At 54.3% G+C, this 12597-nt stretch carries 13 protein-coding genes and 1 other RNA gene; 4 read left to right on the forward strand and 10 right to left on the reverse strand.

The window, feature by feature from the left end:
- The first annotated feature begins 31 nt into the window (after positions 1–31).
- Positions 32–1459 carry a MocR-like transcription factor YczR gene (gene yczR, locus OGX94_RS10215; RefSeq protein ID WP_003831031.1) on the forward strand — a complete coding sequence of 476 codons (1428 nt, stop codon included), beginning with the start codon at positions 32–34 and terminating at the stop codon, positions 1457–1459.
- A 59-nt stretch (positions 1460–1518) separates the two neighbouring features.
- On the opposite strand, the gene OGX94_RS10220 is transcribed toward yczR, so the two are convergent.
- The 3 genes from OGX94_RS10220 to ffs form a co-directional block, all read right to left on the reverse strand.
- Entirely contained in the window at positions 1519–1737 is a 219-nt protein-coding gene (locus OGX94_RS10220; protein WP_003831030.1) for a hypothetical protein, read from the reverse strand.
- Positions 1734–1985, reverse strand: a complete 252-nt coding sequence (locus OGX94_RS10225; protein ID WP_003831029.1) for a hypothetical protein — start codon at positions 1983–1985, stop codon at positions 1734–1736. The genes OGX94_RS10220 and OGX94_RS10225 overlap by 4 nt, the downstream gene beginning before the upstream one ends.
- Positions 1986–2183: 198 nt before the next feature.
- An RNA gene (gene ffs / locus OGX94_RS10230) (signal recognition particle sRNA small type) lies at positions 2184–2280 on the reverse strand.
- Between the two features lie 162 nt (positions 2281–2442).
- Here ffs and OGX94_RS10235 point away from each other — a divergent pair.
- Complete coding sequence (locus OGX94_RS10235) at positions 2443–2754, forward strand: MGMT family protein (RefSeq protein WP_003831028.1); 312 nt, start codon at positions 2443–2445, stop codon at positions 2752–2754.
- Positions 2755–2785: 31 nt separating this feature from the next.
- Here OGX94_RS10235 and OGX94_RS10240 read toward each other — a convergent pair whose 3' ends face one another.
- Positions 2786–3355, reverse strand: coding sequence for a YbaY family lipoprotein (locus OGX94_RS10240; RefSeq protein ID WP_003021666.1), 570 nt, complete (start codon positions 3353–3355; stop codon positions 2786–2788).
- A gap of 212 nt (positions 3356–3567) precedes the next feature.
- Here OGX94_RS10240 and tesB point away from each other — a divergent pair, with 212 nt between their 5' ends.
- Positions 3568–4428, forward strand: a complete 861-nt coding sequence (gene tesB / locus OGX94_RS10245; RefSeq protein ID WP_003831027.1) for an acyl-CoA thioesterase II — start codon at positions 3568–3570, stop codon at positions 4426–4428.
- Between the two features lie 50 nt (positions 4429–4478).
- On the opposite strand, the gene amtB is transcribed toward tesB, so the two are convergent.
- From amtB to decR, 5 genes are all read right to left on the reverse strand, one after another.
- A complete protein-coding gene (amtB, locus tag OGX94_RS10250; RefSeq protein ID WP_257661421.1) occupies positions 4479–5765 on the reverse strand; it encodes an ammonium transporter AmtB in 1287 nt (428 codons plus the stop codon).
- Positions 5766–5796: 31 nt separating this feature from the next.
- Positions 5797–6135: a P-II family nitrogen regulator gene (gene glnK / locus OGX94_RS10255; RefSeq protein ID WP_003021657.1), complete on the reverse strand. Its 339-nt coding sequence runs from the start codon at positions 6133–6135 to the stop codon at positions 5797–5799.
- 248 nt (positions 6136–6383) lie between these two features.
- On the reverse strand, positions 6384–8162 hold the full coding sequence (locus OGX94_RS10260) for a SmdB family multidrug efflux ABC transporter permease/ATP-binding protein (RefSeq protein WP_008783952.1): 1779 nt from the start codon (positions 8160–8162) through the stop codon (positions 6384–6386).
- Positions 8155–9927 (reverse strand): SmdA family multidrug ABC transporter permease/ATP-binding protein, encoded by a 1773-nt coding sequence (locus OGX94_RS10265; RefSeq protein ID WP_126319017.1) that lies wholly within the window; start codon positions 9925–9927, stop codon positions 8155–8157. The genes OGX94_RS10260 and OGX94_RS10265 overlap by 8 nt, the downstream gene beginning before the upstream one ends.
- A gap of 44 nt (positions 9928–9971) precedes the next feature.
- Positions 9972–10430: a DNA-binding transcriptional regulator DecR gene (gene decR, locus OGX94_RS10270; RefSeq protein WP_003831023.1), complete on the reverse strand. Its 459-nt coding sequence runs from the start codon at positions 10428–10430 to the stop codon at positions 9972–9974.
- 116 nt (positions 10431–10546) lie between these two features.
- Here decR and OGX94_RS10275 point away from each other — a divergent pair, with 116 nt between their 5' ends.
- Positions 10547–11602 carry a PLP-dependent cysteine synthase family protein gene (locus OGX94_RS10275; RefSeq protein WP_122984023.1) on the forward strand — a complete coding sequence of 352 codons (1056 nt, stop codon included), beginning with the start codon at positions 10547–10549 and terminating at the stop codon, positions 11600–11602.
- Positions 11603–11652: 50 nt separating this feature from the next.
- Here the strand turns inward: OGX94_RS10275 and cof are convergent, their stop codons facing one another.
- The gene (gene cof / locus OGX94_RS10280; RefSeq protein ID WP_048235970.1) at positions 11653–12471 is read right to left on the reverse strand and encodes an HMP-PP phosphatase; all 819 of its coding nucleotides are present in this window, start codon (positions 12469–12471) and stop codon (positions 11653–11655) included.
- Positions 12472–12597: the final 126 nt, after the last annotated feature.

The raw sequence follows: 12597 nt of genomic DNA on the forward strand, positions 1-12597 counted from the left end.
TTAATGTCCAGTTTTCAAAAAGTGGACTGCTATGTCATCTCGCCGTTATGGAAGTCAGTCTTTGCAACGCCTGCTCGGACACTGGCTGGAAAGCCCCTCGCGAACGCCCATCTGGCGACAGCTGGCAGAAGCGTTACGTCTGCTTATTCTCGATGGTCGACTGGCGCTGGATAGCCGTTTACCGGGTGAACGCGAGCTCGCCGTCGTTCTGCAAGTAAGTCGAACTACCGTCGCCAGCGCTATGGCGCAACTGCGTGAAGAGGGATATCTGGAAAGCCGTCATGGTAGCGGCTCACGGGTGATCCTGCCGGAACATATTCGCCATGTGCCAACCCGGACCAGTACCGGCACAGCACTTGATTTGTCCACGGCGGCGCTAAGTGCCGGACCCGAAATTCATCAGGCTTACCAACAGGCGCTGTTCGCCATGCCACAGCATCTGTTGAGTTCCGGGTATCTGCCACAGGGACTGTCGGTATTGCGTGAATCCATCGCTCAGCATTATTGCGATCGCGGGCTCCCGACGCAGCCCGATGAAATCATGGTCGTGAATGGTGCTGTCAGCGGCCTGGCGCTGATCCTACGTTTGCTCACCGGCCCCGGCGATCGCGTAGTGGTAGATCACCCTACTTATCCGCTGGCGATTGCCGCGATTCAAGGCGCATCCTGTCGCCCCGTCGGCGTGTCGCTACCCGAGCACGGTTGGGATACCGCGGGTCTGGTCGCCACCCTCGCGCAAACCGCACCGAGAATGGCCTACCTGATGCCGGACTTTCACAACCCGACCGGGCGTTGCATGGACGCTGCAACTCGCCAGGTCGTGGCGGATATTGCCGAACGAACCCGCACTACCCTGGTGGTCGATGAGACGATGGTGAACCTGTGGTATGACGCCCCGCCGCCGCCGCCACTTGCCGCATTCAATCGCGACGCGCCGATCATTCTATTGGGTTCGGCCGGGAAAAGCTTTTGGGGGGGATTACGTCTGGGCTGGATCCGGGCGTCGGCACGAACCATTGCGGCGCTGGTACAAACCCGCGACACCTTCGATTTAGGCTCCCCGGTGCTTGAACAACTCGCCACCAGTTGGCTGCTGGATAACGCCCCTAACTTTCTTCCTGACAGAAGACGCCTGCTCACATCGCGGCGAGATCTGTGCTCGGACCTGATGAACTCACATTTCCCGGAATGGCAGTTTACCCAGCCACAGGGAGGACTCTCTTTCTGGGTTGAACTGCCCGATACGCTGGCGACGCTCTTTGCCACACGCGCCGAAAGTGCAGGCATTCAGCTGGGTACCGGTACGCGGTTTGGCCTTGATGGCGCATTCGATCGCTTTTTGCGTATGCCCTTCACGTTACCGGATGACACAGCGCGTGCTGCTTTCAGAGTGTTGCAACCCATTTGGGATAACCTGCGATTGCAGGCCAGCAGCGGAAAAATGCGCAAAATAATCTAAGCGACGAGTCAAAAGACCCGCCGTTGAATACCGTGATGGACAAGGAAGTCCCAGCAATATTACTGTTGAGGAGGAACCGGGAATCCCTTCAGGGAAATTACGAAATTCTCACCGTCTTTCTTAATTTTTGCCCCGGCATCACACCAGTCGGAGGCAATACGGAAGAACTCATCGCTGCCGACATTCCAGCTCAGACGAACATGTTTCACATAACCGGAACGCAGCATTTCACAAGCTTCGCCGTAATTACAGGCGGTTGAGAGCGGTTGTTGTTTCATTTTTTCTTCTTCAGTAGTCTGCGCAACGCTTTGATTTCTTTAGGAGTCAGTGCTTCAACTACGGACTCTTCCGTATGCTGGCTATCGATATCCTCAGCGGAGACTCCCGCCTCTTCAACGGCGGTAAACGCAATCAGCAGCAGTTTTTCCGTCGCAACACTTAAATTTTCGTTATGCACTTCAGCGTAATGGCGAAGCTTTTCTTTTAGCGCCTCATCAATTTTGACATTCAATACAGCGGTCGACATCGTAGAAAATCCTTGTGGTCAGCCAAAACACACCGAATGTAAGACCCTGTCGTTACAGCGCGATGGCGGCGGCAAAAGCATCAAATAACATCCCCGAAACACATTGACAGCATTTGATGACAATAAAATGACAATACGATGACAAAGAAAAGAAGATAAGCAGAAGGGAAATTGCCGGACGGCAGAATTGGGTGGGGGCCCTGCCAGCTACATCCCGGCACACACGTCATCTGCCTTGGCTGCTTCCTTCCGGACCTGACCTGGTAAACAGAGTAGTGTTGCGGGAGAACCAACAGAGCCCCCATTGAGAGCGTTGTTAACCAACGCGCAGGCGCATTATCACTGCTGCACCCTGTAATTGCAACCCATCCAGCATCGGATGCTGTTTTCTTGTGCAATGCAGCTTCACTCCTTCGCCATTCAGCATTATGCTGGAGGATTAGCGCAGGAATAAATAATGGATATACAAGACTCTTTCCCCCAACGCGTCTGGCAAATCGTCGCGTCAATCCCCGAAGGTTTCGTCACCACGTATGGCGATGTTGCCAGGCTTGCCGGTTCGCCGCGTGCTGCGCGCCAGGTAGGCGGCGTGCTTAAGCGTCTCCCCGAAGGCAGCACTCTGCCCTGGCATCGGGTGGTCAATCGCCATGGTACCATTTCGCTGACCGGCCCCGACCTGCAACGGCAGCGTCAGGCGTTACTGGCAGAGGGAATTGTGGTTTCTGGAAGCGGACAGATCGATTTACAGCGTTATCGCTGGGTGTACTAACCCTCTCCAGGCGGAGAGGGTTACGACTACCTTAGTACTGCGTGGGGGCAGGAACGGCAGAAGACGGATTCACCTGGGTTGGTGACGTTGACGGCACCGTGGTGGCAGCCCCACCGCTCGCCTGAACCGGTACTGCCGTTTGCTGTACAGGGACCAGCGTCAGGTCAGCTTTTGTACCACCCTGATTAATGACCGTCTGAACGGTATCAGTAATAAAGACCAGTTTGTCATTAACCGTAATTGCCGCACTCAGCAGAATACGAGCGTTAGGCTGAATATCTGCTGGATTAAACGGTAATACGAAGCTGAATGGCGCCTGCTTGCCTTCAGTACGGACCGCTTTTTGCGACAACACTTTTGACGGCGCATCGGCCAGCGACGCATCTGACAGCGTGACGGTCAGCACCGCATCGGGTGGCAAGGCCACTTTCTGGCGGATCCATACCGTACCAGACACATTTGGCTGTTGAATTTTAGACTGTGTGTCAGCAATTGACGTATTAGGGCTTGGCGCAGGTGTCTGAATATCTGCACTTTTATCAGCACAGGCCGCCAGAGCGACCGCAACCGCTAAACCACTTACCATGTGCACGAGTTTCATTAAATTCTCCTTATCATCTATGCACCAGCGAGAACTTTCCTCGCCAGAAGAGTGGTTAACAAAAACATAACGTGACTAAGTGTGGCACAAGACAGCTGTTTTTGCCTGTAATAGGCCTTTAATTCAGACAATTGCACCCATCGGACCACTTTCAAAATTGCGTTATACTCTGCCTACCTCGCTGCGAGAACGATATAACCTGGAGAGCACGTATGAGTCTGGCGCTGAAAAATTTGCTGACATTGTTAAATCTGGAAAAAATTGAAGAAGGACTCTTTCGGGGCCAAAGTGAAGACTTAGGGTTGCGTCAGGTTTTTGGGGGACAGGTTGTCGGTCAGGCGCTGTATGCCGCCAAAGAAACCGTACCGGAAGAGCGTCTGGTCCACTCTTTTCACAGCTATTTTTTACGCCCCGGCGATAGCCAAAAGCCCATCATCTATGATGTTGAAGTCTTGCGTGATGGTAACAGCTTCAGCGCGCGCCGCGTTGCCGCAATTCAGAATGGTAAACCCATTTTTTACATGACCGCCTCTTTCCAGGCACCGGAAGACGGATTTGAACATCAGAAAACCATGCCGGATGCGCCGGGTCCCGATGAGCTGAAATCAGAAACGGAAATTGCCCGTTCAGTGGCGCATTTACTGCCGCCGCTGTTGAAAGAAAAATTTATCAACGATCGTCCGTTGGAAGTGCGCCCGGTTGAATTTCATAACCCCTTAAAAGGTCACGTCGCACCTCCGGCGCGCCAGGTATGGATCCGCGCAAACGGCGAGCTGCAGGACGATCTACGCGTCCATCAATATCTGCTGGGTTATGCCTCAGACCTGAACTTCCTGCCTGTTGCGCTGCAGCCGTACGGGATTGGTTTTCTGGAGAAAGGGATTCAGATCGCCACCATTGACCATTCAATGTGGTTCCACCGTCCGTTCAATATTAATGAGTGGCTGTTGTATAACGTCGAGAGCACTTCGGCCTCCGGTGCCCGGGGTTTTGTACGCGGGGAGTTTTATACCCAGGACGGCGTACTGGTCGCCTCTACCGTGCAGGAAGGGGTAATGCGTAATCGCAATTGAGAATTACCGGATGGTGGCGCAAAAGCGTTGCCATCCGGCAGATTGAAACATCAAGCGTTGTAGGCGTTTTCGCCGTGACTGTTCACATCCAGACCTTCGCGTTCCTGCTCTTCCGGTACGCGCAGACCCACCGTCATATCTGCCAGCTTATAGCCAATGAAGGCCACCACGCCGGACCAGACGATGGTGATCGCCACGCTTTCCAGTTGCACCAGCAGCTGATGCCCCATGGTCACGCCCTCGGCAAAGCCCACGCCGCCCAGAGAGCTGGCAGCGAAAACGCCGGTCAGGATGCAGCCAACAATACCGCACACGCCATGCACGCCAAACACATCACACGGATCGTCCACGCGCAGAAAACGCTTCAGCATGGTCACACCCCACAGGCCAGCCAGCCCTGCAACGACACCGATAATCAGCGCTCCTCCGACACCAATGTAGCCACATGCAGGTGTTACGCCCACCAGACCTGCAATAGCACCAGAACAAGCGCCCAGCAGAGACGGTTTGCCACGCAGCGTCCATTCACCGAAGATCCATCCGAGGATGGCGGCAGCGGTGGCGACCACGGTATTAACGAAGGCCAGTGCGGCAATTTCATTCGCCGTTCCCGCTGAACCGGCATTAAAGCCAAACCAACCAATGTAGAGAATAGCGGTACCGGTGAAGACCATCGGCAGGTTATGCGGTTTAAAGGCTTCTTTGCCAAAACCGACGCGTTTGCCAATCAGATACGCACCAACCAGACCAGCAATCGCTGCGTTGATGTGCACGACCGTCCCGCCGGCAAAATCCAGTGCGCCGTGAGAAGCCAGTAAGCCGCCGCCCCAGACCATATGGGCAATGGGGATGTACGACAACGTTAACCACACCACCACAAAAATCAGCACTGCAGAGAAACGAATACGCTCAGCAAGAGCCCCGACAATCAGCCCAACGGTGATGCAGGCAAAAGATCCCTGAAAAGCAACGTGAATGTATTGGTAGAAGCTCCCCGTGACCGCCGTCAGCTCGATGTTCTTCAGCAATACCCAGTTGAAGTTGCCGAAGAAATTATTCCCTTCGCCAAAGGCCAGTGAGTAGCCATAAACCACCCATAGAATACAAACCAGAGCGAATGTCACCGTCACCTGAGTCAGCATCGACAGCACGTTCTTACCGCGAATCAAACCGCCGTAGAACAACGCAATGCCAGGGATAGTCATAAACAGCACCAGAGCGGTACAGATCATCATAAAAGCGTTATCTGCTTTATCCGCAACCGCCGGTGCCGCCATCGCCAGTCCCGGCAGTAGCGCCAGTGAAGCAATACCTGTTTTCATCGTTGCTATCTTCATTTTTTGGTTTCCTATCACTGTGTGCCAGAAGTTACAGTGCGGCTTCGTCGGCTTCGCCGGTACGAATACGAATCACACGTTGCAGCTCGGCGACGAAGATTTTGCCGTCGCCAATTTTTCCGGTGTATGCCGCCTTACTGATGACATCAATCACGCCATCCAGTTGGTCGTCGGCAATCGCCACATCAATCTTCACCTTTGGCAGAAAATTGACGCTATATTCAGCCCCACGGTACAGCTCAGCATGACCTTTCTGTCGGCCAAACCCCTTCACTTCGGTGACGGTCAGCCCCTGAATACCAATAGACGACAGTGCTTCACGGACGTCTTCCAGTTTGAACGGTTTGATTACCACGGTAACCAGCTTCATAGATCCCCTCCAGTCAGAATTCAGTAGTGGCTGCAGATACACGAGAGGAATATTGCAAGGGGTGTGCCAGGAATGAAAAACGCGGAATGATTCAGGTTCGCCGGGTGCTGCCGGGAGAGAAACAGAAAAAACGCACTATAACGGTGCATAGTGCGTTACATTTTTGCACCAGATTGTTGATTGCCGGATGGCGGCGTAAACACCTTACCCGGCCTACGATACCGCGTGGCCGGATAAGCACTGCGCCGTCAGGCGATAACAGAATCCTCTTGCGTGCTGGCGGCTAACTCTTCGCCCGCCAGCTGCAGCTGATACATCTGCCAGTAACGGCCTTGCGCCGCCAGTAATTGCTGATGCGTACCACGCTCAACCGCCTGACCGCGATGCAGCACCAGAATGGTATCCGCATCGACAATCGTCGATAACCGATGCGCAATCACCACCAGCGTAGTGTGTTCACGGACCGCCGCCAGCGCGTGCTGAATGGCCTGTTCAGTACCGGAATCAATACTGGCTGTGGCTTCATCGAGGATCAGCACCTGCGGCGTTTCAACCAATACCCGCGCCAGCGCCAGCAGCTGTTTCTGCCCAACGGAGAGATTATTGCCCTGCTCGCCCAGCCGGGTATGAATCCCCTCGCTCAAACCCCGAGCCAGTTCTGCCAGTTGCACAGTCTCCAGCGCCTGCCAGACCCGCTCTTCTGAGATATCGCGACCCAGCGTGACGTTTGCCAGGAAGGTATCCGCCATCACCACCGGATCCTGCTGCACCATCGCGATGCCCTGACGTAACGCACCGTGGCTCAGAGAAGACAACGGACGTCCGTCAAGGCGGATTTCCCCCTGCGTCAGCGGGTAATATCCCATCAGCAGGCTGGCCAGCGTGCTTTTGCCGCTGCCTGTGTGTCCGACCAAAGCCACAAAGCTGCGCGAAGGCACGGACAGACTGATGTTTTGCAGCACCAGATTGTCGTCGCGATAGGCAAATGAAACGTTATCCACCTCAATGTCTCCGCTTTTGAGCGGGCGATCGTCTTCACCATAGCGCTGACGAGGCCCGTCCATCAGTTCGAACACTCGCTCACCAGCGACAACCGCCTGCTGCAGCATTGATTGCTGGGTGGTCAGCTCGATCAGCGGTTCGTTCAAACGGCCGAGGTAGCTGATGAACGCGTACAGCACGCCAACCTCAATGGAGGTGCCAGAGGTAAAACTGAACAGCATCAGCAAGCCGCAGAGGATCAGCGCCGAGAAAAGGCTCAGCAGCGGACGCAGCAAAAAACCATCCAGTCGCAGGGTTTGCATGCGCGCCATATAGTGCGAGCGGCTGGCCTCGCCCATTCTCTCGCCAAACCTTGCCTGCTGGCGGAACTGCTGGATAACGCTCATGCCGTTGATGACTTCGTTAAAGCCATCGTTAATATCCGCCAGATAAGCGCGCACCCGACGCACAATCGGGGTGCTGTAGCGTTGGTAAATAACCATCACCACCAGCACGGCCGGGAAAATGGCCATCGCCACCAGCGCCATACGCCACTCGAGGCTGAACATCGCGACCAGCATGGCGCCAATTAAGGCCGCGCTGCGCAGAACCGTTGCGACCACCGTCACGTACAGGTCACGAATCACTTCGGTGTCATTGGTCACGCGGGAGATAAGCTGCCCGACGGGCTGAGTATCAAAGGCGCTGAGCGGCTGGCGCAGCGCAGCGTCCATTACGTCGGTACGTAACTGTTGTACTACGCCAACCGCCGCCTGGTTAAACAGTAACGACTGCGCGTAATGCAGCCCTGCCGCCAGCAGTTGCAGACCGACATAGGCGGCAACCAGCCCGGCAACCATCGCCAGCGGCAGATTGTTCTTCGCCACCATGTTATCGATAAAATAGCTAATCAGCAGCGGGCCGCTGACTTCCGCCGCAGCCGCCACCCACAACATGACGACCGCAATCGCCAGCTGTTTTCGCCATGGTGAACCGTATGCCAGTAACCTTTTCAGAGTTGGCCATAATTGCCCAAAACTACGCATTAGCCACCTCCTCGTTTATCTCTGGCGCATCAGACAGTGCCGCTTCCAGTTGCTGATAGCGGTACATATCACGATACCAGCCAGGCTGCTGCACTAAAGAATCATGCTCACCGCGCTGGGCAATATGCCCATGCTGCATCACGATAATCTCGCTGGCTTCCGTCAGGGCCGATAAACGGTGAGCGCTAATAATTACGGTTCGGCCTTCGCCCCACTGGCGCAGGTTATGCAGGATCTGATGTTCGGTACGACCATCTACCGCCGACAACGCATCATCCAGAATCAGGATTTCAGCGTTCAGCAGTAACGCTCGAGCGATAGAAATACGCTGTTTTTGCCCGCCAGACAGCATCACCCCGCGTTCGCCCACTTCGGTGTCGTAGCCCTGCGGAAGACGTAAAATATCCTCATGAACGCTGGCAAGACGCGCCACATGCTCGATCTCTTCCTGCGTGGCCTGCGGACGTCCTAAGGCGATGTTATTACCGACGGTATCGGAAAACAGGAATGGCGTCTGGCTGACAACCGCCAGTCGGCTGCGCCAGCTATCCAGCTGTAAGCGCGTTAATGGGATATCATGAAAGCGCACATCGCCCTGGGTGATATCAAAATGACGCTGGATCAGCGACAGCACCGTACTTTTTCCCGAGCCGGTCGGACCACAGATGCCCAGCATCTGTCCAGGTTTGAGCTGGAAATTCACATTTTCCAGCGCCGGGTGGGTGGTTTGCGGGTAACAAAATTCGCGAATCGCCACCGCCAGCTCGCCGCGTCCTTCCGGCACCGGTTCAGTACCGTCATCCACTACCGGCGCTTCTGCCAGCATGGCGCGAATTCGGCTATACGCGGCGCTGCCGCGTTCGACGATGTTAAACATCCAGGCCAGCGCCAGCATCGGCCAAATCATCAGACCGAGATACATCATAAAGCTGGTGAGCTGCCCGAGCGTCAGCGAGCCGTGTACCACCATCCAGCTTCCCCCGGCAATCGCCAGCAGGTTAGCCATACCAATGGCGATATAAATCGTGGGATCAAAGCGGGCGTCAATGCGCGCCACGCGCAGGTTTTTCTTACCGGTATCTTCAGCATCAGCGGCAAATAATGCCGACTGTCGATCCTCCAGACCAAAGGCCTTGATCATACGAATACTGGTCAGGCTTTCCTGAGTACGATCGTTGAGACTGGAAAACGCCGCCTGCGCCAGCTTAAAACGGTTATGGAGTCGATCGCCGTAACGTTTGATCATCAACGCCATCACCGGCATCGGCAGCAGCGCAATCAACGTCAGTTGCCAGCTTATCTGCGTTGACATCACGATCAGCACCGCACACCCCATGACCAGCGAATCCACCAGCGTCAGCACCCCTTCTCCGGCGGCAAATACGACGCGATCGACATCGTTGGTTGCCCGCGCCATCAGATCGCCCGTACGGTGCCGCAGATAAAATTCTGGATGCTGGCGACTCAACTGACGGTAATAATCTTCCCGCAGCTCAACCGCCAGTTGGTAGGATGCGCCAAACAGCAGCACGCGCCAGACATAGCGCAGCAAATAAACCACCACGGCAATCAGGGCAATTGTCCCCACCCACATCAGCAGCCGCTCGGTGGTGAAACGTTGAGTCGTCACGCCATCCACAATGATCCCGACCACTTTCGGCGGAATAAGCTGAAGGATAGCGATGATGATAAGCAAGGCCACTGCCCCGAGGTAGCGACGCCACTCCCGGCGGAAGTACCAGCTTAATTGAGCAAATAATCGCACGCGTTATGTCCTGACAAGATTTCCGGCAATAAGCGCCGGGAGAATTATTCAATAGGTAGAGCAGTTGTGTATTTAATCTGTTCCATGGCAAAGCTGGAGGTGACGTCAGACAGGCCCGGTACGCTATTCACCAGGCGCTTATAGAATTCATCATAGCTTTTCATATCAGCAACCTGCACTCGCATCAGGTAGTCATACTCCCCTGCCATACGCCAGAACCCCAGAACCTCGGGCATTCCGGTCACTTCAGTGACAAAGCGGCAATACCATTCGCTGCTGTGATGCTGAGTTTTGATCAGCACAAACGCGGTGAGTCCCAGCCCCAGTTTTTCTGGATCCAACAGGGCGACTCTGCCCAGCAGGATACCGTCATCCTCAAGTCGTTTGAGACGTTTCCAGCAGGGGGTGGTAGTCAGATTAACGGCATCTGCTAATGCCTGCAAAGAAAGGGTGCAGTCCTGTTGCAGCAAGCCGAGTAGCTTGCGGTCAATTTTGTCTAACATATCCACTCCACAGAGAAGAATTTTCTCCTTACATTCTATTTTAAAGGCTAAATGGCAACAATTTTTTCCGTGCTTTTCGCTATTCTGGGCACAAAATGACAAATGGATATCTATTAATGATGAATAGCTCCTGGGTTAAAAACGCCATCAATGAAATCAACGCGGATTATCAGCGTTCTGCGGATACGCATCTCATTCGCCTGTCGCTACCGGCGTTCCCGGGCATTCAGCTCTATTTAAAAGATGAGAGCACGCATCCGACCGGGAGTCTGAAGCATCGTCTGGCGCGCTCACTGTTTCTGTACGGATTGTGCAATGGCTGGATCAAAGAAGGCACCACCATCATTGAATCATCGTCCGGTTCAACGGCGGTCTCTGAGGCTTATTTCGCTCGACTGTTAGGGTTGCCATTTATTGCCGTCATGCCTTCCTGTACGGCAAAACGTAAGGTTGAACAGATTGAATTTTACGGCGGTCGCTGTCATTTCGTGGAAAGCGCCTGCGAAATCTATGCGGCCTCTGAGCAACTGGCGCGTGAGCTGAACGGTCATTACATGGACCAGTTCACTTACGCTGAGCGCGCCACCGACTGGCGCGGGAATAATAATATCGCCGACAGCATCTTTCGTCAGATGCAGTGCGAGCCCAACCCCGTTCCCCGCCATATTGTGATGAGCGCCGGAACCGGTGGCACCTCAGCAACCATTGGCCGCTATATCCGCTGTCAGGGCTACGACACTCAACTGATGGTAGTGGACCCGGAAAACTCGGTCTTTCTGCCCTTCTGGCAGGATCGCGATGCCACGTTACGCAGTCCGGTAGGAAGTAAAATTGAAGGCATTGGCCGCCCGCGTGTCGAACCGTCTTTCATTCCTGACGTGGTCGATGAAATGCTGCGCGTGCCGGATGCCGCAAGCGTGGCCACCGCACACTGGCTGGAAACGCAGTTGGGCCGTAAAGTCGGCGCCTCTACGGGTACCAATATGTGGGGAACGCTGCAACTTGCCGCCCGTATGCGCGATGCCGGAGAAAGCGGCTCACTGGTGACGCTGTTGTGTGACAGCGGCGAACGCTATCTGGAAACCTACTACAACCCACAGTGGGTCGACGCGCACATCGGTGATTTAACGCCGTGGAAAGCGGAGCTCGCCCGACTACTGAACACCCATTAATGGGATAAAAAAAAGCCAGACGCGAAGTCTGGCTTGCTGGAAGGGATCTCTCATTCGGGGGAATAAGGTAGATGTGGATTGTCCAGCCAATGCGTCAAAAAGTGTGACACTGCCTGATTACGGCAATGCCCAATCACCGATAAATGAGGCAGTTCAGCAATCAGTTGCGGCATCGCGTTACCCATAATCAGGCCGCGCCCAACGCTGCCTAACATTTCGCGATCGTTCATGGCATCGCCAAACGCCATACACTCGGCCATTGAATAACCTAAATGGTCGCTCAACACCGCCAATGCCGATCCTTTATTACAGCCCAGCGGCAGCACCTCAAGGCAATCAAACGCGGAAAAACAGAGATTCGCCTGTTCACCCAGCGCTTCATTCAGTTGAATTCGCAATTGGATCAAAGAGTCATGATCGCCGCAGAAACAGACTTTCGTGACCTGATGCGCCGGAATACGTTTCACATCGACGATCTGGTAGCGAAATCCGCTATACACATGCGCCTGCAGCAGCGAGGGGATCTCTTGTCCGGTGAACCAACCGTTGTCATTAAAGACATGCATGCTGGCGGTAGTGTCCCACTTCTGATGCAACACAATATCCGCGACATTCGGATCCAGATCCTGACGGTGTAACACATCGCCCTCAAGAGAGTGAATACGCGTGCCATTACCCGTGATCAAAAAGGCGTCCAGTGAGATCGAGCCTAAAATATGGCGCATCTCAAGCACATGTCGGCCGGTAGCAAATGTCAGAGTAATATCGCGTTCACGCAGGCGCGACAGCGTTGAAAGCGTTTCGTCACCTAAATGGTGATTCGGCATCAAAAGGGTGCCATCCATATCAAATGCAGCCAGACGAGCCATTTCTTTCTCCACACTGTGACGCGGTTAACTTGTGATCCAGTATCACCTGAGATATACGGAAGTAATAGTGAATAGATAAAATGAATTGTTCCGGGTTTCTCTACGCATAAACCGTTAACGGACATC

The organism is Citrobacter sp. Cpo037 (genome assembly GCF_030332945.1).
GTDB classification, from domain to species: domain Bacteria; phylum Pseudomonadota; class Gammaproteobacteria; order Enterobacterales; family Enterobacteriaceae; genus Citrobacter; species Citrobacter portucalensis.